The 23,368-nt window shown below is 67.3% G+C and carries 23 protein-coding genes; 13 read left to right on the plus strand and 10 right to left on the minus strand.

Going from position 1 to position 23,368, the window contains the following annotated elements:
- Positions 1-148: 148 nt before the first annotated feature.
- Positions 149-2,368, plus strand: a complete 2,220-nt coding sequence (yccS, locus tag N5K27_RS17530; protein ID WP_279817811.1) for a YccS family putative transporter — start codon at positions 149-151, stop codon at positions 2,366-2,368.
- 29 nt (positions 2,369-2,397) lie between these two features.
- Here the strand turns inward: yccS and ggt are convergent, their stop codons facing one another.
- On the minus strand, positions 2,398-3,984 hold the full coding sequence (gene ggt, locus N5K27_RS17535; protein ID WP_279817812.1) for a gamma-glutamyltransferase: 1,587 nt from the start codon (positions 3,982-3,984) through the stop codon (positions 2,398-2,400).
- Between the two features lie 142 nt (positions 3,985-4,126).
- Between ggt and N5K27_RS17540 the strand changes: the two genes are divergently transcribed.
- Together N5K27_RS17540 and ettA are read left to right on the plus strand one after the other, a co-directional pair.
- Positions 4,127-5,095, plus strand: a complete 969-nt coding sequence (locus tag N5K27_RS17540; RefSeq protein ID WP_279817814.1) for a tripartite tricarboxylate transporter substrate binding protein — start codon at positions 4,127-4,129, stop codon at positions 5,093-5,095.
- 111 nt (positions 5,096-5,206) lie between these two features.
- A complete protein-coding gene (ettA, locus tag N5K27_RS17545) occupies positions 5,207-6,880 on the plus strand; it encodes an energy-dependent translational throttle protein EttA (protein ID WP_087837192.1) in 1,674 nt (557 codons plus the stop codon).
- 124 nt (positions 6,881-7,004) lie between these two features.
- Here the strand turns inward: ettA and N5K27_RS17550 are convergent, their stop codons facing one another.
- Both N5K27_RS17550 and N5K27_RS17555 read right to left on the minus strand, forming a co-directional pair.
- Positions 7,005-7,970: a hypothetical protein gene (locus tag N5K27_RS17550; protein ID WP_279817815.1), complete on the minus strand. Its 966-nt coding sequence runs from the start codon at positions 7,968-7,970 to the stop codon at positions 7,005-7,007.
- 150 nt (positions 7,971-8,120) lie between these two features.
- On the minus strand, positions 8,121-9,122 hold the full coding sequence (locus N5K27_RS17555) for a hypothetical protein (RefSeq protein WP_087837190.1): 1,002 nt from the start codon (positions 9,120-9,122) through the stop codon (positions 8,121-8,123).
- 225 nt (positions 9,123-9,347) lie between these two features.
- Between N5K27_RS17555 and N5K27_RS17560 the strand changes: the two genes are divergently transcribed.
- Genes N5K27_RS17560 through N5K27_RS17575 form a run of 4 tightly spaced genes read left to right on the plus strand, consistent with a single transcriptional unit; the run spans position 9,348 to position 13,615 of the window.
- Positions 9,348-10,220 carry a fumarylacetoacetate hydrolase family protein gene (locus tag N5K27_RS17560; RefSeq protein ID WP_132978933.1) on the plus strand — a complete coding sequence of 291 codons (873 nt, stop codon included), beginning with the start codon at positions 9,348-9,350 and terminating at the stop codon, positions 10,218-10,220.
- A gap of 35 nt (positions 10,221-10,255) precedes the next feature.
- Complete coding sequence (gene gtdA, locus N5K27_RS17565; RefSeq protein ID WP_087837188.1) at positions 10,256-11,314, plus strand: gentisate 1,2-dioxygenase; 1,059 nt, start codon at positions 10,256-10,258, stop codon at positions 11,312-11,314.
- A gap of 47 nt (positions 11,315-11,361) precedes the next feature.
- Positions 11,362-12,567 carry an FAD-dependent monooxygenase gene (locus N5K27_RS17570; RefSeq protein WP_087837187.1) on the plus strand — a complete coding sequence of 402 codons (1,206 nt, stop codon included), beginning with the start codon at positions 11,362-11,364 and terminating at the stop codon, positions 12,565-12,567.
- A 49-nt stretch (positions 12,568-12,616) separates the two neighbouring features.
- Complete coding sequence (locus N5K27_RS17575) at positions 12,617-13,615, plus strand: tripartite tricarboxylate transporter substrate binding protein (protein ID WP_087837186.1); 999 nt, start codon at positions 12,617-12,619, stop codon at positions 13,613-13,615.
- 109 nt (positions 13,616-13,724) lie between these two features.
- On the opposite strand, the gene N5K27_RS17580 is transcribed toward N5K27_RS17575, so the two are convergent.
- A complete protein-coding gene (locus N5K27_RS17580; protein WP_087837185.1) occupies positions 13,725-13,952 on the minus strand; it encodes a glycine zipper 2TM domain-containing protein in 228 nt (75 codons plus the stop codon).
- 245 nt (positions 13,953-14,197) lie between these two features.
- On the opposite strand from N5K27_RS17580, the gene N5K27_RS17585 reads away from it, so the two are divergent.
- On the plus strand, positions 14,198-14,998 hold the full coding sequence (locus tag N5K27_RS17585) for a ferritin-like domain-containing protein (RefSeq protein WP_087837184.1): 801 nt from the start codon (positions 14,198-14,200) through the stop codon (positions 14,996-14,998).
- Here the strand turns inward: N5K27_RS17585 and N5K27_RS17590 are convergent.
- Together N5K27_RS17590 and N5K27_RS17595 are read right to left on the minus strand one after the other, a co-directional pair.
- Entirely contained in the window at positions 14,990-15,316 is a 327-nt protein-coding gene (locus tag N5K27_RS17590) for a hypothetical protein (RefSeq protein ID WP_087837183.1), read from the minus strand. The genes N5K27_RS17585 and N5K27_RS17590 overlap by 9 nt on opposite strands.
- 47 nt (positions 15,317-15,363) lie before the next feature.
- Positions 15,364-15,660: a PepSY domain-containing protein gene (locus N5K27_RS17595; RefSeq protein WP_087837182.1), complete on the minus strand. Its 297-nt coding sequence runs from the start codon at positions 15,658-15,660 to the stop codon at positions 15,364-15,366.
- A 119-nt stretch (positions 15,661-15,779) separates the two neighbouring features.
- Between N5K27_RS17595 and N5K27_RS17600 the strand changes: the two genes are divergently transcribed.
- The 4 genes from N5K27_RS17600 (at position 15,780) to N5K27_RS17615 (ending at position 19,204) form a co-directional block, all read left to right on the plus strand.
- The gene (locus N5K27_RS17600; protein ID WP_087837288.1) at positions 15,780-16,109 is read left to right on the plus strand and encodes a PepSY domain-containing protein; all 330 of its coding nucleotides are present in this window, start codon (positions 15,780-15,782) and stop codon (positions 16,107-16,109) included.
- Positions 16,110-16,111: 2 nt separating this feature from the next.
- Positions 16,112-16,777, plus strand: a complete 666-nt coding sequence (locus tag N5K27_RS17605; RefSeq protein WP_087837181.1) for a response regulator transcription factor — start codon at positions 16,112-16,114, stop codon at positions 16,775-16,777.
- Positions 16,774-18,141, plus strand: coding sequence for a HAMP domain-containing sensor histidine kinase (locus tag N5K27_RS17610; RefSeq protein ID WP_279817819.1), 1,368 nt, complete (start codon positions 16,774-16,776; stop codon positions 18,139-18,141). Before N5K27_RS17605 ends, N5K27_RS17610 begins: the two co-directional genes overlap by 4 nt.
- A 169-nt stretch (positions 18,142-18,310) precedes the next feature.
- Positions 18,311-19,204 (plus strand): hypothetical protein, encoded by an 894-nt coding sequence (locus tag N5K27_RS17615; protein ID WP_087837179.1) that lies wholly within the window; start codon positions 18,311-18,313, stop codon positions 19,202-19,204.
- Between the two features lie 23 nt (positions 19,205-19,227).
- On the opposite strand, the gene N5K27_RS17620 is transcribed toward N5K27_RS17615, so the two are convergent.
- On the minus strand, positions 19,228-20,397 hold the full coding sequence (locus tag N5K27_RS17620) for a mandelate racemase/muconate lactonizing enzyme family protein (RefSeq protein ID WP_087837178.1): 1,170 nt from the start codon (positions 20,395-20,397) through the stop codon (positions 19,228-19,230).
- Positions 20,398-20,511: 114 nt separating this feature from the next.
- On the opposite strand from N5K27_RS17620, the gene N5K27_RS17625 reads away from it, so the two are divergent.
- Positions 20,512-21,465 carry a LysR family transcriptional regulator gene (locus tag N5K27_RS17625; protein WP_087837177.1) on the plus strand — a complete coding sequence of 318 codons (954 nt, stop codon included), beginning with the start codon at positions 20,512-20,514 and terminating at the stop codon, positions 21,463-21,465.
- On the opposite strand, the gene minE is transcribed toward N5K27_RS17625, so the two are convergent.
- The 3 genes from minE to minC are packed head-to-tail and all read right to left on the minus strand — an operon-like array spanning position 21,437 to position 23,331.
- Positions 21,437-21,697 carry a cell division topological specificity factor MinE gene (gene minE / locus N5K27_RS17630; RefSeq protein ID WP_087837176.1) on the minus strand — a complete coding sequence of 87 codons (261 nt, stop codon included), beginning with the start codon at positions 21,695-21,697 and terminating at the stop codon, positions 21,437-21,439. The genes N5K27_RS17625 and minE overlap by 29 nt on opposite strands.
- 3 nt (positions 21,698-21,700) lie before the next feature.
- Positions 21,701-22,516, minus strand: coding sequence for a septum site-determining protein MinD (minD, locus tag N5K27_RS17635; protein WP_087837175.1), 816 nt, complete (start codon positions 22,514-22,516; stop codon positions 21,701-21,703).
- A 20-nt stretch (positions 22,517-22,536) separates the two neighbouring features.
- Positions 22,537-23,331 carry a septum site-determining protein MinC gene (gene minC, locus N5K27_RS17640; protein ID WP_279817825.1) on the minus strand — a complete coding sequence of 265 codons (795 nt, stop codon included), beginning with the start codon at positions 23,329-23,331 and terminating at the stop codon, positions 22,537-22,539.
- Between the last annotated feature and the right edge of the window lie 37 nt (positions 23,332-23,368).

Consider the following 23,368-nt stretch of genomic DNA (forward strand, 5'->3'; position numbering starts at 1 on the left):
AAGACGCCCGCCGGTCCCGATTATCGCATGCCGCCGGGTCCGGCCGGGTGGCGTGAAGTCCGCGCAACCCGGGCGGCCGTCGTATGCTCCGGGCCCTGGCACGAGTCCTGCGTGCGATAGTTACGTCTGCTCGTTCCTTGTTGCGTCCATGCGTCCCGCCTCCGTTCCCGATACCCTGCGCCGCCTCTGGGCGCACGACACCTTCGTCTACAGCCTGCGCGTGTTCATCGCCCTGGCCAGCGTCATGGCGCTGTGCTGGTGGCACGACCGGATGGATCTGGTCATTCCGGCTTTCCTGGGGATCATCGCCTGCGCGCTGGCCGAAACCGACGACAACTGGCGCGGCCGCCTGCTGGCCCAGGTCGTCACGCTGGCCTGCTTCGCCGTGGCGGCCGTCGCCGTCAAGGCCCTGTTTCCCCACCCATGGCTGTTCCTGGCCGGAATGGTGTTGTCCACGTTCTGCCTGACCATGCTGGGGGCCATTGGCGAACGCTACCGCGCGATCGGATATGCGACCCTGATCCTGGCCATCTACACCACCATCGGCGTGGAGCAGGGCAGGGGCCAGGGCGGCTTCTGGCACGAGCCGGCGCTGCTGATGGCGGGGGCGGCGTGGTACGGCCTGTTGTCGGTGATGTGGGCGGCGCTGTTCGTGCACCAGCCCGTGCAGCAGCGGCTGGCGCGGCTGTATGCCGTGCTGGGGGACTACCTGGTGCTGAAGGGCTCGCTGTTCGAGCCCGTGCGCGGCATCGACCTGGAGGCCCGCCGGCTGGAGCTGGCGCAGCTCAACGGCAAGGTGGTGGGGGCGCTGAACGCGGCCAAGGAAAGCATCTTCAGCCGCCTGGGCCAGAGCCGGCCGGGCCGCAAGACGGCGCGCTATCTGCGCCTGTATTTCATTGCGCAGGACGTGCACGAACGCGCCAGTTCCTCGCACTACCCCTATGACGAACTGGCCGACGCATTCTTCCACAGCGACATCATGTTCCGCTGCCAGCGGCTGCTGGGCCTGCAAGGGCAGGCCTGCCGCCGCCTGGCGCGGGCGATACGGATGCGCCTGCCCTTCGATGCCGGGGACGAGGCGCGGCAGGCCCGGGCCGACCTGGACGCCTCGCTGGAGCATCTGCGGCGGCAGGGGCGCCCGGAATGGGCGCGGTTGCTGCGGTCGGTGAACGCGCTGTCGGCCAACCTGGCGGAACTGGACCGGCGGCTGGGCAGCGCGAGCAACCCCGACAAGCTGGACGAGCAGCAGCAGGACAACAGCCTGCTGGACCGCTCGCCCCAGTCGGTGGGCGAGGCCTTCGACCGCGTGCGGCTGCAGTTGACGCCGGGGGCGCCGGTGTTCCGCTACGCCGTGCGGCTGACGCTGGCGATGGCGGCCGGCTACGGGATGCTGCATCTGGTCCATCCGCAGCAGGGATACTGGATCGTGCTGACGACGTTGTTCGTCTGCGCGCCGAGCTATGGCGCCACGCGCACCCGGCTGGTGCAGCGGGTGCTGGGTACGGTGCTGGGGCTGCTGGTGGGATGGGTGCTGTTCAAGCTGTTCTCGAGCCTGCTGGTGCAGGCGCTGTTCGCGGTGGTGGCGGGCGTGGCGTTCTTCGCGACGCGTTCCACGCGCTACATGATCGGGACGGCGGCGATCACGGTGCTGGTGCTGCTGTGTTTCAACCAGATCGGCAACGGCTACGATCTGTTCGTGCCGCGCCTGGTGGATACGCTGATCGGCGCGGGCATCGCGGGCCTGGCGGTGCTGGTGGTGATGCCCGACTGGCAGGGGCGCCGGCTGACGCAGGTGGCGGCCAATGCACTGGCCGCGAACAGCCGTTACCTGCGCGAGATCATGATCCAGTACGAGACGGGCAAGCGCGACGACCTGGCCTATCGGCTGGCGCGGCGCAGTGCGCACAATGCGGACGCGGCCCTGTCGATGGCGATGTCGAACATGCTGGCCGAGCCGGGGCATTTCCGGCGGGACGCGGACGCGGGACTGCGGTTCCTGACGTTGTCGCACACCTTGCTGAATTATCTGTCGGGGCTGGGGGCGCATCGGGAAAGCCTGTCGGACCATGCGAGCGATGCGCAGATCGCGCGGATGACGATGGCAGTGATCGAGGCGCTGGACGGGATCGCGGCGGGGTTGGCGGGGAAGGGGGGGCTGGATGCCGGCGGGGGCGAGGAAGGGGCGTTGGCGCGGGCGCTGGAGCAGTTGCCCGAGGACGACGCCGATGATGGGCACCGGTTGGTGTTGACGCAGCTGGGGTTGATGGCGGGGTTGCTGGAGCCCTTGCGGAGGGTGGGGGGACGGTTGGTCCGGTTGGAGACTCGGGAAGTGGAGGAGGAGTCGGCGGACCAGCCCGCACCGGTGTAGGCCGGGCCGCCGACTCGATGGGCCGGGCGCTAATAGCCGACGGCCTGGCCGTCGCGGCGGGAGTCGGAGGCGGCGATGTAGCCTTCGTCGCTGCGGTAGATCAGCTGGGCGGTGCCGAAGTCCAGGCTGTGGCGTTCCGAGACTTCGACGGTGTGGCCCAGCTTGCGCAGGCCGTCGACCACGGCGGCGGGGGTGTGGGCTTCCAGGCGGACCTCGCCGGGTTCCACGCGGAAGCGCGGGGCGTCGCTCATGGCCTGGGGGTTCTGGCCGAAGGCGCCCAGGCGCACCATCATCTGCATGTGGCCCTGCGCCTGCATCGAACCGCCCATGACGCCGAAGGCCATGACGGGCTGGCCGTTGCGGGTGACGAAGCCGGGGATGATGGTGTGCATCGGTTTCTTCGAGGGGGCGACGCAGTTGACGTGGCCGGGACGCAGGTTGAAGCCGATGCCGCGGTTGTGCAGCGAGATGCCGGTGCCGGGCACCACGACGCCCGAGCCGAAGCCCTGGAAGTTGGACTGGATGAACGAGACCATGGTGCCGTCGGCGTCGGCGGCGGCCAGGTAGACGGTGCCGCCCAGCTTGGGGGTGCCGGCGGTGGGAGTGGTGGCGCGGGCGGGGTCGATCAGGGCGGCGCGTTGCGCGAGGTAGGCCGGGTCCAGCAGGTCGGTGGGGCCCAGGCGCATGGCGTCGGGGTCGGCGACGTGTTCGTGCAGGTCGGAGAAGGCCAGTTTCATGGCCTCGACCATGGCGTGGTACATGGCGGGGCTGTCCAGGCCCATGCCTTCGAGGTCCAGGTGCTCGAGCATGCCCAGCGCGGCCAGGGCGGCGATGCCCTGGCCGCTGGGGGGGATCTCGTGCAGGGTGTAGCCGCGGAAGTCCTGGCGCAAGGGTTCGACCCATTGCACTTCATGGGCGGCCAGGTCGGCCAGGGTCATCGTGCCGCCGGTGCGCTGCGCGAAGTCGACGATCTTCTGCGCCAGCGCGCCGCGATAGAAGCTGTCGCCGCCGGTCCGGGCGATGTCGGCCAGGGTGTCGGCCTGTTCGGGGAAGCGCCAGCGGTCGCCGGCCCGCGGCGTGCTGCCGTCGCGGAAGAAGGCCTCGGCGAAGCCGGGCTCCTTGGCCAGGTTGGGGGCCTGGCGGGCCCACAGGCGGGCGATCTGCGGGGTGACCTGGAAGCCTTCCCGGGCATAGTGCAGGGCGGGCTGGACCAATTGCTCGAAGGGCAGCTTGCCGAAGCGTTCCGACAGGGCGCGCCAGCCGGCGACCTGGCCGGGCACCGTGACGGCATCCCATCCAGTGACCGGCATGGACGCGCGGCCGCGGAAGTGGTCCAGGGTCCAGGCGGCGGGCGAGCGGCCGCTGGCGTTGATGCCGTGCAGGCGCCCCTCGTGCCAGAGGATGGCGAACAGGTCCCCGCCTATGCCGTTCATGACCGGCTCGACCACGGTCAGTACCATGGCGGCCGCCAGCGCGGCATCGACGGCGTTGCCGCCCTCGTACAGCATGCGCAGGCCGGCCTGCGAGGCCAGCGGCTGGCTGGTGCTGACGGCGTTGGCCGCCAGCAGCGGCATCTTCTGCGAGGGATAGGGGAAATTCCAGTCGAAGGGCAGCATGGCGTCGTTTACGGGGAGTCGTCCTGGGACACAGCATACCAAGGGCCGGGCCGCGGCACTCCACTACAATGGACGCCGTCCGCCGGGCCGCGCCGGCGCGCCATCCGGGGCTTTTGTCGCGGCCGCTTCCCTTGCCACCACCATGAACCGTATCCTGCTTCCCCTGTGCGCCGGCCTGCTGGCGCTGGCCGGCACCGCCGCCTCGGCCCAGACCTGGCCCGCCAGGCCCGTGCGCATCATCGTCGCCTATCCGCCCGGCGGGGTCAGCGACATCGTGTCGCGCGCCCTGGCCGACAAGCTCGGCGGCCAGCTCGGCACGACCGTCATCGTCGAGAACAAGGCCGGCGCCGGCGGCACGCTGGGCATGGACGCGGTCGCCAAGGCTGCGCCCGACGGCTACACCGTCGGATTTTCCTCGATCAGCCCGCTGTCGCTGAACCCGCTGCTGGGCCGGGTCAACTATGATCCGTTCAAGGACATCGCGCCGGTCGCCAGCGTGATGTATTCGCCGGTCGTGCTGCTGGGCACGCCGGCGTTCCAGGGCAAGAGCCTGGCCGACGTGGTCGAGCAGGCGCGCAGCCGCCCGGGCGCGCTGCGCTGGGGCACCTCGGGCCTGGCCACGGTCGGCCACATCACGCTGGAACAGTTCAAGCGCGCGGCCGGCGTGGACATCACCCACATTCCCTACAAGGGCGGCGGCCAGCAGCAGAACGATGCGCTGGGCGGCCAGTTCGAGCTGCTGTCCACCAATCTCGGCCCGGTGCTGAACGGCCACATCAAGGCCGGCAAGCTGCGGCCGCTGGCCGTGGGCGCGCCGGAACGCATCGATTTCCTGCCCGACGTGCCGACCTTCGCCGAGGCAGGCTTTCCCAAGGCCAACCTGATGTCGGTGTTCGGGGTCTTCGCGCCGGCGGGCACGCCCGAGGCGGTGCTGGCCCGGCTGAACGCCGAGATCAACAAGGCCCTGGCGCAGCCGGACCTGCGCGCGCGCCTGGTCGACAGCGACAACGTGCCCACCGGCGGCAGCGCCGCGGCGTTCGCGCGCCTGATCCGCGCCGAGTACGACAACAACCGCGACATCATCCGGCAGGCCGGCATCAAGCTGGAGTAGCGCGGCCGCCGGTTCGCCTTTCCCGCGCGAACCGGCCTACACTGTCTGCTTCGCCACAGCGGGGCCGGCCGAGCCGGCCCCGCGCCCTTTTTCCTTTTCGTACGTCCACCCATGGCCCAATACGTTTTCACCATGAATCGCGTCGGCAAGATCGTGCCGCCCAAGCGGCAGATCCTGCGCGACATCTCGCTGTCGTTCTTCCCGGGCGCCAAGATCGGCGTGCTGGGGCTGAACGGCGCAGGCAAGTCCACGCTGCTCAAGATCATGGCCGGCGTGGACCAGGACATCGAGGGCGAAGCCCGCCCCATGCCGAACCTGAGCATCGGCTACCTGCCCCAGGAGCCGCAGCTCGATCCCGAGCACACCGTGCGCCAGGCGGTCGAGACCGGGCTGGGAGGCGTGTTCACCGCCAAGAAGCGGCTGGACGAGGTTTATGCGGCCTATGCCGAGCCCGATGCCGACTTCGACGCGCTGGCCTCCGAGCAGGCCGAGCTCGAGGCCATCATCGCGGCGGGCAGCGGCAGCGGCAACGACGACATCGAGCACCAGCTCGAAATCGCCGCCGACGCCCTGCGGCTGCCGCCGTGGGACGCGGTGGTGGGCCACCTGTCGGGCGGCGAGAAGCGCCGCGTGGCGTTGTGCCGCCTGCTCCTGTCCAAGCCCGACATGCTGCTGCTGGACGAGCCCACCAACCACCTGGACGCGGAAAGCGTGGACTGGCTGGAGCAGTTCCTGCAGAAGTTCCCGGGCACCGTGGTCGCGGTCACCCACGATCGCTACTTCCTGGACAACGCCGCCGAATGGATCCTGGAACTGGACCGTGGCCACGGCATTCCATGGAAGGGCAACTACAGCTCCTGGCTGGAGCAGAAGGAAGACCGCCTCAAGCAGGAAGAGGCCAACGAATCCGCCCGCCAGAAGACCATCAAGAAGGAACTGGAGTGGGTGCGCCAGAACCCCAAGGCGCGCCAGGCCAAGTCCAAGGCGCGCATCGCCCGCTTCGAGGAGCTCAGCTCGCACGAATACCAGAAGCGCAACGAGACCTCCGAGATCTTCATTCCCGTGGCCGAGCGCCTGGGCAACGAGGTCATCGAATTCAAGAACGTCAGCAAGGGCTATGGCGACCGCCTGCTGATCGACGATCTCAGCTTCAAGGTGCCGGCCGGCGCCATCGTCGGCATCATCGGCCCCAACGGTGCCGGCAAGTCGACGCTGTTCCGCATGATCGCCGGCAAGGAGCAGCCCGACAGCGGTGAAGTCGTGCGCGGGTCGACCGTCAAGCTGGCCTACGTCGAGCAGATGCGCGATGCGCTGGAAGACACCAAGACCGTGTTCGACGCCGTGGCCGACGGCGCCGACATCCTGACGGTGGGGCGCTTCGAGATGTCGTCGCGCGCCTACCTGGGCCGCTTCAACTTCAAGGGCGGCGACCAGAACAAGACCGTGGGCAACCTGTCGGGCGGCGAGCGCGGCCGGCTCCACCTGGCCAAGACCCTGCTGGCCGGCGGCAACCTGCTGCTGCTGGACGAGCCGTCCAACGACCTGGACGTGGAAACCCTGCGCGCGCTGGAGGATGCCCTGCTGGAGTTTGCCGGCAGCGTCATGGTGATCAGCCACGACCGCTGGTTCCTGGACCGGATCGCCACGCATATCCTGGCGTTCGAGGGTGATTCGCAGGTGGTGTTCTTCGACGGCAACTACCAGGAATACGAGGCCGACAAGAAGCGCCGCCTGGGCGAGGAAGGCGCCAAGCCCAAGCGGGTGCGGTTCAAGCCGCTGAAGTAACGGACGCTTCGGCGTGTTCCGGGGCCCGGTCCTGCCCAGGCAGGCCGGGCCCCGATGCTTTCAGCGATCGAAGACAGGGGTCCATTCCCGGCCTGTGCGAGCCTCCTTCTAGCGTGAACAGGCCTTAAAGCTCGCCGTCGTCGGACGAGCCGCTCCACCGCACGCCGGACGAAGATTCGATCAGTACGTTGCTAGCGCCCGCGGCTGGGCTGCTGAACGTGGTCGTGATCGTTTCCCCCCGGGTCTCCACGGTAAAGCGGCCGGAGATCGGGCCTGGCGCGCCGCCGTCTTCGGCATGGACGAAGACCAGCGGGTCGATCAGCTTCGTGCGCTGCTCGAAGTCGCCGACGTTGACGCTTTGCCCGCGGCTGGAGAATTGCAGCGCGGTATAGCGTTCGGTCCCGGTGGCGTACAGGTAGTGCGATTCGGCGGCATAGTCGCTGATCGCATTGCCATAGGTCTTGCCATCTTCCGTGTAGCGGACCTTGAAATCGCCACCGGACTGGCTGATGTTCAGGATCTCCTCGATGTCGTCGGGCGTGGCCGAGTCCTCGGGTATGTCGTGGGTGGTCTGTTCGAACCGGACTTGCAGCGTGCCGGCGATCGATTCGTTGGCCGAGAGCGCCAGGTCAGGGGCTTCAAGCGTGAAGACGCCCGAGGTGTTGAACCCGTCGACAAGATCGCCCTGGACTTCCCGCACCAGGATCCTGACCTGCCCGTTCAGCGCCTCGCCCAGGCCCCGCGTGGCGCAATCGGTCATGTCTATCGCCAACGAGTCGCCGGCGCTGATTTTCCCGTCATGGTCGGCATCGGTGTAGACAGAGGTGCGGCTGCCTTTCCCCTCCGCGCACGGCTGCGGCCCTTCGGGCATGCCGTCGCCGACATGGGTGATCAGGGCGTTGACGTAGCCCAGCGCGAAATACGGCAGGAAGAGTCCCGTGGTGTAGGCGCTGCTGGAAAACGTGCGCAGTTCGCCCTGGGTCATCGGTGGCGGGGTGTCGTTCTTGCTCTCGGCTCCGCCGCCCCCGCCGCACGCGCCCAGCAGTGCCGTCAATGCCAGCGCGCCGGCCGTCTTCAGTCCCGGTTTCATGACGCTCCCCGCCCCCGATGGAAATAGTGGAGGGCATCTTGCCAGCGCCGATGGCGCGGCACATTGGACTAAAGTCCTGCTTCCGACGAAAAGCGGCCCGGAGGAAACCGGGCCGCTAGCGGAAGACGCGGGGATGCTCGCGGGGAAGGCTCAGAGATCGTCGAAGGCGGCGAAATCCATTTTCGACGAAAGGCCGGAGGTCGACTTGATTTCGACCAGATCCTCGGTGTCCGTCAAGACGATCGTCGTCGTGATGGTTTCACCAGGGGTTTTCGTCTCGAATGCTCCCGCGTCGGGTGAACCGTCGCCCAGATCACGCCAATAGACGAGGGGCGTGGTCATCTTGACGGTGTGGTTGAACGCGCCCAGCAGGGGGTCCGTTCCGCTGGTGCGATAGCCGATGGCCGAGAATGTGTACAGCCGGGTTTCGCTCCCATAGGTGTAATCGCTGGAATAGTCTTCGATGCGCGTGGCGTAGCTCTTGCCGTCCTGGGAGTAGCCGATGTCCAGTTGATCGGCTGTGGTCTGGACCGAAAGTGTGTCGTCGCTGTCGTCCACCGTATCCTTGGTGTCACGTGCGTAGTCGATGACGACCGTCCCGTTCAGGGTCTCGCTGCCGTCCAGCTTGAAGTCCGCCAGCGGGATGGTCATGGTGGCGCCGGAAGATGCCGATCCGTCCAGGAGGTCGCCGGTCACGTTGCTGTAGGTGATGGTGACCGTGCCATCGACCAGCTCATCCCCGACCGGGCCACGGCAGTTGACGAGCTTGAAGGTGACCTTGTCGCCGTTGTCGATCTTGTGGTTGCCATTGCCATCGGTGAACGTGGCGGTAACCGTGCCGGGCGAGTCGCCGTCGCATTCTTCCGAATCCGTCGTGATGTCGTGCTCGACGGCATAGCGGACGAAACCCAGGCTCGCCTGGGCAATCAAGCCGGGGATCTGGGTGACGCCTACCGAGGTGTAGAAGCTCTCATGGCCGGCCCATTCCATCTGCTGCTTGGTGTACAGGGGGGCCGGCGTGCCGCCGCCACTTCCGCCTCCGTCCCCGCCGCCGCTCCCTCCCGAACCGCTCGAACTCCCATCGCCCCCGCCACAGGCGGCCAGGATGGCCAGGGCGAGAACGGAGCCGGCTGTCTTGATGTGCTTCTTCATGTCAGGTTCCCCCGTGAAATCGCGCGGTTCCGCCGCGCATGTTGTGGATAGGCGGAGTATGAGGTTGCGGTGCGTGCCGCTGCATCCCCCAACAAGGGGATGCGCAAGCGTCCGCAATGTGCGATCCATCGGATCCATCCGCCTTGACTAGCGGCCCCCGGTTTCCCTAAAATTGAACGTGCTCAAAATTTTTCATGGCCGCCGCCCAGCGGCACCGGAGACCAAATGAAGATTTGCCGCTACGACGAAGGCCGGATCGGCCTCGTGGAAGGAGACACCGTCTACGACGTGTCGTCCGTGAAAGACCAACTGCCCGCGCTGGCCTGGCCCGTGCCGCCCGGCGATCTGTTCATCGAACGGTTGGGCGAACTGATTCCCGCCATCCAGGCCGCCAAGGCCGGCGCCGCCACGCGGCGCCTGGCCGACGTCCGGCTGCTGAGCCCGGTCGCCACGCCGTCCAAGGTCATCGCCGCGCCGCTGAACTACCATGCCCACGTGGACGAGTCGCTGGCCGATTCCCAGATCCACAACAACGTGCACATCGCCCACTACGAAGGCTTCAAGAGCCCGGTCGCCAAGTTCGGGGTGTTCCTGAAATCGGCGCAGTCGGTGGTGGGCGCGAGCCAGGGCGTGCGCATCGCCTTCCCGGGCAGGCGCAACGACCACGAGGTGGAACTCGCGGTGGTGATCGGCAAGCAGGGCAAGGACATTCCGGCCGCCGACGCCATGGGCTACGTGGCCGGCTACTGCATCGGCCTGGACATGACCGTGCGCGGTACCGAGGATCGCAGCTATCGCAAGTCGGCGGACAGCTATACCGTGCTCGGCCCCTGGCTGGTGACGGCGGACGAGATCGCCGATCCGGGCAATCTGGATTTCTCGATCGAGGTCAACGGCGAGCCCCGCCAGCGCGCCAATACGCGCGACCTCATCACCGGCATCGCCGAACTGATCGAAGTGGCCTCGCACGTCTACACCCTGTATCCGGGCGACGTCATCATGACCGGCACGCCCGAGGGCGTGAACACGGTGCAGCCGGGCGACGTCATGCATGCCCGCATCGAGGGTCTGGGCGAGATGGACGTGGCGGTGCGCTGAGCGCCGCCGGAGACGCCGCAGGGCGGAGGAGACACATGAACGATTCCAGGCAAGAACCGGCAGCCGCGGCAACGCGGGCCGAACGCGAGGCGTTCTACGCCCGCATCGGCGCCGACAATCTCGCGCCGCTGTGGGAACAGCTGCATAACCTGGTCACGCGGACGCCGCGTTCCGATTGCCAGCCGGCCCACTGGTCGTACGGCAAGGTGCGGCCCTACCTGACCGAGGCGACCTCGCTCATCACCGCCGAGGAAGCCGAGCGCCGCGTGCTCATCCTCGAGAATCCCGGGCTGCGGGGCAAGGCGGCCATCACGACCTCGCTGTACGCCGGCCTGCAGGCCATCCTGCCGGGCGAAGTGGCGCGCGCCCATCGGCACAGCCAGGCCGCGATGCGCCTGATCCTGGAAGGCAGCGGCGCCTATACGTCGGTCGAGGGCGAGAAGACCATCATGCGGCGCGGCGATTTCGTCACCACGCCGTCATGGACCTGGCATGACCACGGCAACGACAGCGACGCCCCGATGATCTGGCTCGACGGACTGGACGTGCAACTGGTCGCCATGCTGGACGCCAGCTTCGCCGAGGCCTCGTCCGAGGACCGCCAGGAGCTGCGCCGTCCGGTGGGAGACAGCCTGCTGCGCTATGGCAACGGGCTCGCCCCGGTGGATTGGACGCCGCCGGCCAATCGCGCCTCGCCGCTGTTCTGCTATCCGTACGAGCGCACCCGCGAGTCGCTGCTGGGCATGCAGGCCGCGGGCGCGCCCGATCCGCACCTGGGCTACAAGCTGCGCTACGTGGATCCGCTGACCGGCGGCTCGCCCATGCCGACCATGGGCGCCTATGCGCAGTTGCTGCCCAGGGATTTCTCCACGGCATCCTATCGATGTTCGTCGGGCACGGTGTTCACGGTGCTCGAGGGCCGGGTCGAGGTCGTCCTGGACGATCGCGTATTCATGGCCGAGCCCAACGACGTCTTCGTCATCCCCAGTTGGACCGCGCATCGGCTGGTGGCGCGGGAACCCTCGATCCTGTTCAGCTTTTCCGACCGTCCGGTGCAGGAACTGCTGGGCTTGTGGCGCGAAAGCCGGGATTGACCGGCTGTCCCGTATCCGAATCACTCCAGTCATCGTAGAACCGAATCATGCAACAGCATCCTGTCGTCATTTCCGGCGCCGGCCCCGTGGGCCTGGTGGCCGCCCTGTCGCTCGCGCAGAAAGGCGTGGACGTCGTCGTCCTGGAAAGCGAGGACCACATTCCCCAGGACCTGCGGGCCGGTACTTTCCATCCGCCCACGGTCGAGATGCTCGACACGCTCGGCATAGGCGAAACGCTGCGGTCGCGGGCGCTGCGGGTGCCCGAATGGCAGATACGCGATCGCAAGGAAGGGCTGGTGGCCCAGTTCGACCTGGGCATGATCGCCGACCTGACGCCGTATCCTTTCCGCCTGCACGTGGAACAGCACAAGCTGTCGGCCATCGTGGCCGAGGCGCTGCGCGAACACCGCAACGCGCGCCTGCTGTTCGCGCACCAGTGCGCCGGCTATGAGCAGGACGCCGACGGCGTCACCGTGCAGGTGGCCGGTCCCGATGGACGGCAGGAGATCCGCGCCAGCTACCTGATCGGCGCGGACGGCGCGCGCAGCATCGTGCGCAAGACCATGGACACCGAGTTCGAGGGCTTCACCTGGCCGGAACGTTTCCTGGTGTTCGCCACGCGCTACGACCTGCGCCAGCAAGGCTATACCGGCAACGCCTACATCGCCGATCCGGACGAATGGAGCGCGATCTTCATCCAGCCCCACGACGGGCCGCCGCCGATCTGGCGTATCGCGTTCCCGATCGCCCCCGGCATGGACGAAGCCGAGGTGCTGGCGCCGGATTTCGTGCAGGGCAAGATCAAGGGCTTCCTGTCTCCGGACCAGGACTACGACATTCCCTACAAGAGCGTCTATCGCGTCCACCAGCGGGTCGCCAAGGATTTCCGCGACCGCCGGGTGTTCCTGGCCGGCGACGCCGCCCACGTGAACAATCCGCTGGGGGGCATGGGGCTGAACAGCGGCATACACGATGCGATGAACCTGACCGGCAAGCTGGCCGAGGTCATGCTGCACGGCGCGCCCGACGACCTGCTCGACCGCTACCATCGCCAGCGCCGGACGGTGAACGTGGAATACGTGCAGGCCATCACTATACGCAACAAGCGCCTGTTGGAAGAGCGCGATGCCAAGGTTCGCCGCGAACGCCTGGACGAATTGCGCGCCACGGTGGCAAACCCCGACGCCCACCGCCAGTACCTGATCAACTCGTCCATGATCGCCAGCGTGCGACGGGCCAACGAAATCCAATAGCCGGCGGCTGCCGGCGCCACGATCCCGAACACAGAACGAGGAGACAAGCATGCAGGATTCCGCAAACCTTTCCGGACGCCGGGCGTTCATCGCCACGCTGGCGGCGGGCGCGTTCGTGCCGGGCCGCCTGGTCGCCGCCGGAGACGACTTGGGCCTGGCGGACAAGATCGTCCAGGTGGTGGTGCCCTTCACGCCGGGCACCACGCCCGACCTGTGCGCACGGTTGTTCTCGCCCCGGCTGGCCGAGCAGACCGGCCGCACCTTCGTGGTCGAGAACAAGCCGGGCGCCTCCGGCATCATCGGCCTGAGCGCCGTCGCCAAGGCCGCGCCCGACGGCCATACGATCGCGTTCAGCACGAACACGGCGCTCACGCTGCCGCTGGTCTATTCCTCGGTGCCGTTCGACGTCATCGACAGCTTCACGCCCATCGCCATGCTGGGGTCGACCAACTTCGCGCTGTGCGTGCATCCGTCGCTGGGCGTGACGACGCTGGCCCAGTTCATCGAGTATGTCCGGCGGCATCCCGGCACGGTCAACTACGGTTCGCCCGGCAAGGGAACCTTCCACCACCTGTGCATGGAGATGCTCGTCTCCCAGCTCGGGCTGAACATGGTGCACGTGCCCTACAAGGGTTCGGCCGGCGCCACGACCGACCTGCTGGCCGGCCACATCAAGGCCATGTTCCAGCCCATGCACGTCGCCGTGCCCATGCAGCAGGAGAAGCGCCTGGTCATCCTGGGCGCGTCCCGCCGCGAGCAGGATCCTGCCTACCCCGCGGTGCCTCCGCTGGCGGCCGTGGGACTGCCTCGCTACGACGCGGACGCATGGTACGCGGTATGGGGCCCCAAGGGCATGAAGGGCGAACTGGTCGCGCGCTACAACGGCGCCTTCAACCGGCTGCTCGAGAACGACGACGTGCGCGGCACCCTGCTCAAGCAAGGCATGACGCCGCGCGCGATGAGCGCACAGGCGCTGGGCGAGCTGTCGAAGGCGGAATTGGCCAAGTGGCGGGAGGTCGTGAAGGCGGCCAACATCCTCCCGGAATAGGCGCCACGCCACCCTGATACATCTTGTCGTATAAAAGCAACAGCCCCGGATCTCCGCGAGGAGCCGGGGCTGTCGTGCCTGGAAGCGGCCGGCCGAAGCCGGCCCGGGATCAGCGGCGCTTGCCGATCTGGTCGCCGACCACGCCACCGATGGCCGCGCCGCCCACCGTGCCGAGAATGCCGCCGCCAGTCACCGCCGCACCGGCCACGCCGCCGACGCCGGCACCGACCACGGTGCTCTTCTGCCGGCTGGACATGCTGTCCCAGCTGGCACATCCCGCTGCCGAGACCACCATGGCAGCACCGATCATCAGCTTGGCAATGAGATTCTTGTTCATGAGTGACTCCCTATAGTACGTAGTCGTGTACTGGCGGCATCGACCGTCGCGCCGCAGCTTGGGTTAACAGTGACAGATTCGCCCCGGACTGTCTGTGAACGAACTCGACAAGCATTACACAAAGTAACCCCGGGCGGATGCATCCGGAAGCCTGTCGGGACTCGAATCAAGGGCGGATTCGGCTTATGCTGCAAGGATGAACTGCGAACTTCGGAGATTTTTCGGTGGACGCTGTTGCAACGGAAATGCCTTGGCGGCTCGAGGATATCGACCTGAACCGCATCGAGCGGAGCCTGGTGCAGGACGACGATACGCTGTTCTACCTGCTGTGCAGCGCTTCGTTCATAGAAAGCGGTTCCGACCTCTATACCCGCAACCTGGTGAACTACTACCGGGACGACCAGGATGTGGCGACCTGGCTCGGCCAGCACTGGGAGCAGGAAGAGCTGCAGCACGGCCGCGCGCTGCGCGCCTACATCGAACACGTCTGGCCCGATTTCGACTGGCAGGCGGCGTTCGACAGCTTCTTCGGCGAGTATTCCAAGCGTTGCACGCTGGAGGAATTCGAACCCACGCGCGCCCTCGAGCTGGCCGCGCGCTGCGTGGTCGAAATGGGTACCGCCACGCTGTATCGCAGCCTGGCCGAGTACGCGCCCGAACCCGTGCTGCGCGAGTTGACCACCAACATCCGGACGGATGAGGTCCGCCACTACAAGTACTTCTATCTTTATTTCAACCGCTACAACACGCTGGAAGGCAATGGCCGCGTGAAGGTGCTGGGCGCGCTGGTGCGGCGGTTGCTGGAGATACGCAACGACGACGCCGAATGCGCCATCCGCCATGTGTTGAACCATCGCCATCCCGAGCATGCGAACGACAAGGCATGGATCGATCGCATCAATGCCGATGCGCGGCGCCTGGTCCAGCGCAACGTCAGCGCCGACATGAGCGTGAAGATGTTCCTCAAGCCGCTGAACCTGCCCGCTCGCGTGCTGAACGGCATCGAGCCGCCGCTGGCGCGCATGGTGCACTACGCCTTACGCTGAACGCCGCTGCGCCGGCCGTCCCAGGGTCTCGGCGTGGCGGCCGTGCAGGTAGTTCAGGATTTCGTCGGCCCGATCGGCGGGCCAGTTCCAGATGTCCGTCCACGGTAGGTACGACGGAATGGCGAAGTCGCGCTTGAGCCCCGCCACCACCGCGCCATAGGCCGCGTAGCCGAAGCATTCCTCGCGCGCCCGGCCGAGGTCGGCCAGCGCCGACTCGATCCGGCCGCGCAGGACGGCGTCGGCGCCGATGGTGCCGGGAGCATGCTGGACGTCGAACAGGCTGGCGTCGCTGCTGTCGGAGAACGCGGGCTGGTTCACGGCATTTTTCCTCGAGGCTATCGTGCGGCAGACAGAAGGGGAGGCCATCATTGGCGGCTCCTGCGGGGCAGCCAGTCCGAGGGCTTGACCACCTCGCCCGTGGCCGGATCCAGGTACAGTTTGATCTTGGCGCCGTTCTTGTCGAAGCCTTCGACTTCCCAGCAGCCGTCGTCCCGTTCGACCTCGCGCACTTCGTAGCCCAGCGATTCGGCCTTGCGTATGGCCTGGTCGATGGGAACCCAGCGGTCGTGGGGCACATAGGCGCACTTGTCGGCGGCCTGGGCGGCGGTGGCGTAGGAGGCGGTGGCGGCAAGGGCGATGGTCAGGGCGGGCAGCAGGCGCATGGTGTTCCTCGTTGGTGTTGGCGGGTTGTCCATGGCTGGCAGAATAGCCATCCCCCGCCTCGCGTTCCTGACCGCCGATGTCAGCGTTTTATCAGCCAGCGACTGTTAGTGTGCCGCCCATGTCTGCAATATCCAGCCGTTCCCCCCGCCTGTCCGCGATCCTGCTCGCGGCGGCGCTCTCCTGCGCCATGGCTCCGGCCCTGGCCCGCGACGACCGCTGCAGGCGGGATCAGGACTGCGCGCGCGAAGCGCTGGTGCATGGCGAGATCCGCCCGCTGTCCGATGTGCTGGGCGTGGTGCGCGACAAGGTGCCCGGCGATATCATTGAGATCGAGCTCGACCGCGAAGATGGAATCTGGGTCTACGAAGTCAAGGTCCTGCCACCCAGCGGCCGGCGCAAGAAGCTCGAAATCGATGCCCGCACCCTGGAAATCCTGAAGATCAAGTAGACATGCGCATACTGGTAGTCGAAGACGAGCCGCGCATCGCGGCCGATATCCGTACCGGGCTGGAGCGCGCGCACTATGCCGTGGACGAGGCGGCCGACGGCGAAACCGCGTGGTTCCGGGCCGGCACCGAAGACTACGATGCCATCGTGCTCGACCTGGGCCTGCCCAAGCTGGACGGATTGACCGTCCTGAAACGGCTGCGCGCGGCGGACATCGCCACCCCGGTACTGATCCTCACGGCGCGCGACGGCTGGCGCGACAAGGTCGAGGGCATCGACGCCGGCGCCGACGACTACCTGGCCAAGCCCTTTCAGATGGAAGAAATGCTGGCCCGGCTGCGCGCGATCACGCGGCGCGCGGCGGGCCAATCGTCGGCCATACTGCGCGCCGGGCCCGTGGAAATCGACACCCGGACCCGGCTGGTTACCGTGCATGGGTCCGCGATGACGCTGTCTTCTCTGGAATACCGGCTGCTGGCCTATTTCCTGCACCACCCGGGCCGCGTGCTGTCGCAGAGCGAGCTGATCGAGCACATCTACGAAACCGGCAGCGACCGGGACACTAATGCCATCGAGGCGCTGGTCGCCCGGCTGCGCCGCAAGCTGGGGGTCGACCTGATCGAGACGCGGCGGGGCCACGGCTATCTGATTCCCGACGACGCCCGATGAGCCGCCGTTCGCTGCTGGTCCGGCTGGGGTGCGCCGCGGCGCTGATGATCCTGCTGGCGCTGGCGGCGGGGGGCGTCGGGCTCACGCTGATCTTCGACCGCCAGATGGAGCGGCGCGCGGTCGCCGAGCTGGCCCTGTACCTGAAGGCGCTGGCCGCGCAAGTCCGCCTGGAAGGCGACGGAACGATGGGCCTGGAGGCGGCCCCGAGCGATCCGCGCTTCGAGCAGCCTTATGGCGGCCTGTACTGGCAGATCGACGGGCCCCGGCGCCAGCAGCTGCGTTCGCGTTCGCTATGGGACGAGGCGCTGCCCACTATCGATACGCCGCCAGGGCGCCCCTTGCGCGCGCGCTGGATCGACGGTCCGGAGCATTCGCGCCTGTTGTCGATCGAACGCACCATCGTCCTGGACGATACAGCCACCGATGCGCGGGTCCACTTGCTGGTGGCGCTGGACCGTGCCGACCTGCAGGCCGAGCGCCGTTCGTTCCTGAGCCTGCTGGTTCCTTCGCTGGTCGGACTGGGCCTGCTTCTCATCATCGCCATGGCGGGGTTCATCCATCTGGCGCTGCGCCCCTTCCGCGACCTGCAGGCCCACCTGCAGGCGGTGCGCAGCGGACATGGCCGCGAGCTGCCGCGCGGCGTGCCTGACGAAGTCCAGCCGGTGGTGGATGAACTGAACCGGTTGCTGGCGTTCCATGACGCTTCGCTCGAACGTGCACGCACCCAGGCAGGCGACCTGGCGCATGGGTTGAAGACGCCGCTGGCCGTCATGGCGGCGGCGGCACGCCGCGCCCGCGACGGCGGGCAGGCAGCGCTGGCGGACGAGATCGACGAGCAGGTCGGCGCCATGCGGCGCCAGGTCGACCGCACGCTGGCGCGCGCTCGCGCCGGCATGGCGGCCGCGCTCGGGTATCGTTCGACGCCGGTCGGCGACGCCGTGAACAAGACCCTGCGCGCGCTGCAGACGTTGCCCGGCGCGCAGTCGCTGGACTGGGACGCCGACGTCGCCAAGGGGCTCTGCTTCGCGGGAGACGAGGGCGACCTGATGGAGATACTCGGCAACCTGCTGGACAACGCGCGCAAGTGGGCCCACAGCCAGATCCGGCTGGTGGCCCGCCAGGCCGGCGAGCGGGACTGGACGCTGGTCATCGAGGACGACGGCCCGGGGTTGCCCGAGGACGAGGCCCTGCGCATCGAGCGGGGCCGCCGCTGGGACGAGTCCCGCCCGGGTACCGGTTTCGGGCTGGCGATCGCCCGGGATCTGGTCGAGGCCTATCGGGGCGTGATCGGTTTCTCGCGCTCCCCGGATCTGGGAGGGCTTCGTGTTTCCATCACCTTACCAGGCCAGCTCCGAAAAGAGTAAGCATTCGCTCCTGCCATTTGCGCCGGGTCGCGGATGATATGTCTATCCCCGCCAGGAGCATTTCAGCGAACGGGAATTCCTCAATTTGGAGGATTGTCGTAAGAACGTACGCCTCCTAGGATGCAGATGGCCTCAAGCCATTCCAAGAAAACACCCAGGGGGAATCCCGATGCACCATGTCCTGAAAACCACCGGCGCCGCTGTCGCGCTGGCACTGCTGGCCGCCTGTGGCGGCAGCGACGATCCCGCCAAGCCTACCTATTCCGAGAAGCAGCTCCAGGAGCTCGCCTTCGATGTGATAGGTATCAGCCTGGGCGTGCCGCAGGTTACGATATCCGCAGCCGGCCAGGCGCTCAGCTTCCTGGACGATGGTGCGCCGAGCGGTCCCCAGCCTTGTGACGACGGCGGCACCTATACGGCCACGCTTACTCGGGCCAGTAGCGGCCCCATCCCGGGCAACGGCGACAAGGTCGACATCCAGTTCGACCGGTGCGATGACGATGACGTGGTGCTGACTGGCAAGACGACCGTCACGTTCAGCGACGTCAGCGGCGACATCTTCGATAACGACGAGCCGGCCGCGGCGACGATGACGTTTCCGTTCCGCGGCATGAAAGTGGACGACGACACTACGCTGGACGGCGATTTCGTGCTGAAGGCGGCTACCACGCCCGGTGGCGCTCCGGACACCGACGACGGCACGAGCACCCTGAAGATCTCGGGCGCGGTCAAGCTGACCGAGAGCGGCGTGTCGATGGAGATCAGCGAGTATGCCTCCGAATTCAGCACCGACCATGCCACGGACACCGACACGATGACCAAGGTCGACTACCGGGCCAAGGGTTCCCGCTCGCCGCTGGGCGAGTTCGACTACCGGGTGTCGTTGACTTCGCCGGTCGTGGCCCGGATCGCTTTCGGCGAGCTGATCAGCGGCGGCCTGCGCGCCAAGACCGACGCCGAGACCGTCGATACGACCATCGCCACTTCGGACAAGGGCGTCACGACGATCTCCGTCAAGTCTTCCTCGGGCAAGAGCACGTCGATCACTGAGGGCGATCTGTAAACGCAAGGAGCGGACTGGCGGATCTACTCCGCCAGCCGCCGCATTTCCGCGTACAGGTCGCTCTTGCCCTCGAAGCCGATGCCCGGCAGCTCGGGCATGACGATGTGTCCGTCCTGGACCCGGACGCCGTCGGGGAAGCCGCCGTAGGGTTGGAACAGGTCCGGATAGCTTTCGTTGCCGCCCAGGCCCAGGCCGGCGGCGATGTTCAGCGACATCTGGTGCCCGCCGTGGGGGATGCAGCGGCGGGGCGACCAGCCGTGCGTGCGCAGCACTTGCAGCGTGCGCTCGTATTCGACCAGGCCGTAGGACAGCGCGCAATCGAACTGCAGCCAGTCGCGGTCCGGCCGCATGCCGCCGTAGCGGATCAGGTTGCGGGCGTCCTGGTGGCTGAACAGGTTCTCGCCGGTGGCCATGGGGCCCGGGTAGTATTCGGCCAGCGCGGCCTGCAAGGCGTAGTCCAGCGGATCGCCGGCCTCTTCGTACCAGAACAGGGGGTAGTCGCGCAGCATCTTCGCGTAGGCGATGGCGGTGTCCAGGTCGAAGCGCCCGTTGGCGTCCACCGCCAGTTGCCCGCGGCCCTCGATCTCGGCCAATGCCGCCTCGATGCGCCGGCGGTCCTCGTCGATGGAGGCGCCGCCTATCTTCATCTTGACCACGTTGTAGCCGCGGTCGAGGTATGAACGCATCTCGGCGCGCAGGGCCGACAAATCCTTGCCGGGGTAGTAGTAGCCGCCCGCGGCGTAGACGAACACGCGCGGATCGGCCGTCACGCCATGGCGTTCAGCCAGCAGGCGGAACAGGGGCTTGCCTTCGATCTTGGCGACGGCGTCCCAGACGGCCATGTCTATCGTGCCCACGGCCACCGAGCGTTCGCCGTGGCCGCCGGGTTTCTCGTTGGACATCGCGGCGGCCCAGACGCGGTGCGGGTCCAGGTTGGTGCCGGCATCGTTCAGCAGCGACTTCGGGTCGGCTTCGAGGATGCGGGGCGCGAAGCGTTCGCGGATCAGCCCGCCCTGGCCGTAGCGGCCGTTGGAATTGAAGCCGTAGCCGATCACGCGCTTGCCGTCGCGCACCGCGTCGGTGACCACGGCCACGAGGCTGCTGGTCATCTTCGTGAAGTCGATGTAGGCGTTGCGGATGGGCGAGGAAATGGGCTTGGTGACTTCGCGGATTTCGAGAATGCGCACGGACATGGAAACTCCAGGAGGGCCGGGCGGAAGGCCGGCTGCATGGACGTATCATGCCGTTTGCCGCATCGGGCGGCCAATGCTAGTTTTCTCTTTTTCCATGCTCTGTAAGCATCGGCCATGAACCTGATCTGGCTGGAAGATTTCCTGGTCCTGGCCGAGTGCGGCAACTTCTCGCGCGCGGCCGAGCTGCGGCACATGACGCAGCCGGCCTTCAGCCGCCGCATACGCATGCTGGAGGAATGGCTGGGCGTGACGCTGTTCGACCGGGCCACGCATCCCGTCACCCTGACGGAGACGGGGCTGTGGTTCCGGACCACGGCCCAGGACATGCTGGCGCGCGTGGAGCGCATCCCCGACGAGGCCCGCCGGGTGGCGCAGGCCAGCTCGGCCACGCTGCGCTTCGCGGCCACGCATGCCCTGTCGCTGACCTTCCTGCCCGACTGGCTGCGTGGCCTGGAGTCCGGCCTGAGCCTGGGGCCCATACAACTGGTGTCGGACGTCGCCCAGCAATGCGAGGCGCTGATGACCCAGGGGCGGGCGCAGTTCTTCCTGTGCCACGCGCACGAGCAGGCCCCGGCCCGGCTGGACGCCTCGGCCTATCCGTCCATCAAGGTGGGCGACGACGTGCTGCTGCCGGTTTGCGCGCCGGACCGGCAAGGCCGGCCGCGTTTCGTGCTGGGCGGGACGTCGGGCAAGCGCGTGCCCATCCTGGCGTACAGCGCGGAATCGGGCCTGGGGCGCATCGTCCGGGCCGTGCATGGAGCCGCGCTGGCACGGTTGCGGGCGGATGTGGCGGTGACGGCGCACCTGGCGACGGTGCTGCAATCGATGGCGCGCAGCGGCCGTGGCGTCGCCTGGCTGCCGGCCAGTCTGGTCCGCGACGAACTGGGCGAGGGAAAACTGATGGAGGCGGGGGAACCGTCCTGGCGCATCGAGCTGGACATCCGCCTGTACCGCCGCGGCGCGGCCGAACCCGCCGCGGCCGAGGCATTCTGGCGGGCCGCCGGCGCGGGGACGCCGGGGCCGCGCGAGCCGGGCGGCATCAGGTCGCCGAAGGCATCTCGATCTTGACTTCCAGCACTTCCAGCGTGTCCTGGCGCTCCAGGTTCACCTTGATGTCGTCCGGATTGATCTTGACGTACTTCGAGATGACGGCCACCAGCTCCTTCTGCAATTGCGGCAGGTAATCGGCCGAGGCGCCGGAGCCCGATCGTTCGTGGGCAAGAATGATCTGCAACCGTTCCTTGGCGACACCGGCCGACGGCGGCTTTTTCTGTCCTAGGAAAAAGGAGAGCAGCGACATCGATTATTTCCCTCCGAACAGACGCTTGAACAGGCCGGGCTTTTCGTAATCGACGAAACGCAGCGGTTTGTCCTCGCCCAGGTAGCGGGCGACGACGTCCTGGTAGGCTTCGGCCACCGAGGTACCCTTCAGGTGGATGGCGGGCAGGCCCTGGTTCGAGGCTTGCAGCACGTCTTCGGATTCGGGAATGACGCCGATCAGCTTGATGCGCAGGATGTCCTCGACGTCCTTGAGCGACAGCATTTCGCCGTCGGCCACGCGCTTGGCGTTGTAGCGCGTCAGGAGCAGGTGTTCCTTGACCGGTTCCTCGCTGTTGACGGCGCGGCGCGACTTGGCCGACAGGATGCCCAGGATGCGGTCCGAATCGCGCACCGACGAGACTTCCGGGTTGGTCACGACCAGCGCGTCGTCGGCGAAGTAGGCCGCCATCAGCGCGCCCGATTCGATGCCCGCGGGCGAATCGCAGACGATGTAGGCGAAGTCCATTTCCTTCAGCCCTTCCATGACCTTCTCGACCCCTTCCTGCGTCAGGGCATCCTTGTCGCGCGTTTGCGAGGCCGGCAGGATGTAGAGGTTGTCGAGCTGCTTGTCGCGGATCAGGGCCTGGTTCAGGGTGGCTTCGCCCTGGATGACGTTGATCAGGTCGTAGACCACGCGGCGCTCGCAACCCATGATGAGATCGAGGTTGCGCAGGCCGACGTCGAAATCGATGACTGCCGTCTTGTGGCCGCGCAGCGCCAGCCCTGCAGCGAAACTGGCGCTGGTGGTGGTCTTGCCGACGCCGCCTTTGCCTGAAGTCACGACAACGATACGTGCCATGGGGAGTGGGTCCTTATGAGTTAGATGGGCAACGGTTCGACCAGCAATTTCTCGCCGTCGAGGCGGATCAATGCCGGTTTGTCCTGGATGTCGGGGGAAAGCGCCGTGGTCAGCGTGCGGTACACGCCGGCGACGGCGACCAGCTCGGCTTCGAGCCGGGTGGTATAGATGCGTGCCTTGGTGTCGCCGCGGGCGCCGGCCATGGCCTTGCCACGCAGCGGGCCGTAGACATGGATGTTGCCGTCGGCGATGACCTCGGCGCCATGGCTGACCACGCCCATGACGATCAGGTCGGCATGGCGGGCGTAGACCCGCTGGCCCGAGCGCAGGGGCTTGTCGATGATCATGGTCGGCACGGCATGCGGCGCCGCGGGCGGCTGCTCGGCCACGGTTTCGGTGGCGGGCGGCGTTTCCGGCTGGCTGGGGGCGGGAGCCGGCGCGGCCTGGGCGGCTGGCGCGGGTTCCGGCTCGGCGGCGGCCTCGGGCTCGGGCGCGGGCGACCGGGCCGGCGCGGCGGGCAGCGACAACAGCGCCAGGCCGGCCTGGCGCGCCGATTCGGCCAGATCCGCCGGAGCCATGATGCCTATGGTCGGCAAGCCGTGCCGCTTCAGGGCCTCGGCCAATTGGTTCCAGTCGAGCGGTTCGGTCAGCCGAGAGGCGTCGATGACCACCGGTTCGTCTTCGAAGAAGCCGGCTGCCTCCTCCATCCGCTGGTCCAGCGCGGCCAGCACGGCCTGGAGGTCGGAAGAATGCAACACCACGCGGATGGCGTAGAGCGAGGTGCTCTTGATATCAAGTACGGGACTGGCTTCCATGGGCGGCGCCGGACGGCGCAAATGCGCAAAATGCAGA

Source organism: Pigmentiphaga sp. GD03639 (genome assembly GCF_029845405.1).
Taxonomy (GTDB): domain Bacteria; phylum Pseudomonadota; class Gammaproteobacteria; order Burkholderiales; family Burkholderiaceae_B; genus Pigmentiphaga; species Pigmentiphaga daeguensis.

Excerpts from the sequence above, each read along its gene's own strand:
- yccS (WP_279817811.1), top strand. The coding sequence starts at position 149 with ATGCGTCCCGCCTCCGTTCCCGATACCCTGCGCCGCCTCTGGGCGCAC.
- ggt (WP_279817812.1), bottom strand. The coding sequence starts at position 3,984 with ATGCTGCCCTTCGACTGGAATTTCCCCTATCCCTCGCAGAAGATGCCG.
- N5K27_RS17540 (WP_279817814.1), top strand. The coding sequence starts at position 4,127 with ATGAACCGTATCCTGCTTCCCCTGTGCGCCGGCCTGCTGGCGCTGGCC.
- ettA (WP_087837192.1), top strand. The coding sequence starts at position 5,207 with ATGGCCCAATACGTTTTCACCATGAATCGCGTCGGCAAGATCGTGCCG.
- N5K27_RS17550 (WP_279817815.1), bottom strand. The coding sequence starts at position 7,970 with ATGAAACCGGGACTGAAGACGGCCGGCGCGCTGGCATTGACGGCACTG.
- N5K27_RS17555 (WP_087837190.1), bottom strand. The coding sequence starts at position 9,122 with ATGAAGAAGCACATCAAGACAGCCGGCTCCGTTCTCGCCCTGGCCATC.
- N5K27_RS17560 (WP_132978933.1), top strand. The coding sequence starts at position 9,348 with ATGAAGATTTGCCGCTACGACGAAGGCCGGATCGGCCTCGTGGAAGGA.
- gtdA (WP_087837188.1), top strand. The coding sequence starts at position 10,256 with ATGAACGATTCCAGGCAAGAACCGGCAGCCGCGGCAACGCGGGCCGAA.
- N5K27_RS17570 (WP_087837187.1), top strand. The coding sequence starts at position 11,362 with ATGCAACAGCATCCTGTCGTCATTTCCGGCGCCGGCCCCGTGGGCCTG.
- N5K27_RS17575 (WP_087837186.1), top strand. The coding sequence starts at position 12,617 with ATGCAGGATTCCGCAAACCTTTCCGGACGCCGGGCGTTCATCGCCACG.
- N5K27_RS17580 (WP_087837185.1), bottom strand. The coding sequence starts at position 13,952 with ATGAACAAGAATCTCATTGCCAAGCTGATGATCGGTGCTGCCATGGTG.
- N5K27_RS17585 (WP_087837184.1), top strand. The coding sequence starts at position 14,198 with ATGCCTTGGCGGCTCGAGGATATCGACCTGAACCGCATCGAGCGGAGC.
- N5K27_RS17595 (WP_087837182.1), bottom strand. The coding sequence starts at position 15,660 with ATGCGCCTGCTGCCCGCCCTGACCATCGCCCTTGCCGCCACCGCCTCC.
- N5K27_RS17600 (WP_087837288.1), top strand. The coding sequence starts at position 15,780 with ATGTCTGCAATATCCAGCCGTTCCCCCCGCCTGTCCGCGATCCTGCTC.
- N5K27_RS17605 (WP_087837181.1), top strand. The coding sequence starts at position 16,112 with ATGCGCATACTGGTAGTCGAAGACGAGCCGCGCATCGCGGCCGATATC.
- N5K27_RS17610 (WP_279817819.1), top strand. The coding sequence starts at position 16,774 with ATGAGCCGCCGTTCGCTGCTGGTCCGGCTGGGGTGCGCCGCGGCGCTG.
- N5K27_RS17615 (WP_087837179.1), top strand. The coding sequence starts at position 18,311 with ATGCACCATGTCCTGAAAACCACCGGCGCCGCTGTCGCGCTGGCACTG.
- N5K27_RS17620 (WP_087837178.1), bottom strand. The coding sequence starts at position 20,397 with ATGTCCGTGCGCATTCTCGAAATCCGCGAAGTCACCAAGCCCATTTCC.
- N5K27_RS17625 (WP_087837177.1), top strand. The coding sequence starts at position 20,512 with ATGAACCTGATCTGGCTGGAAGATTTCCTGGTCCTGGCCGAGTGCGGC.
- minE (WP_087837176.1), bottom strand. The coding sequence starts at position 21,697 with ATGTCGCTGCTCTCCTTTTTCCTAGGACAGAAAAAGCCGCCGTCGGCC.
- minD (WP_087837175.1), bottom strand. The coding sequence starts at position 22,516 with ATGGCACGTATCGTTGTCGTGACTTCAGGCAAAGGCGGCGTCGGCAAG.
- minC (WP_279817825.1), bottom strand. The coding sequence starts at position 23,331 with ATGGAAGCCAGTCCCGTACTTGATATCAAGAGCACCTCGCTCTACGCC.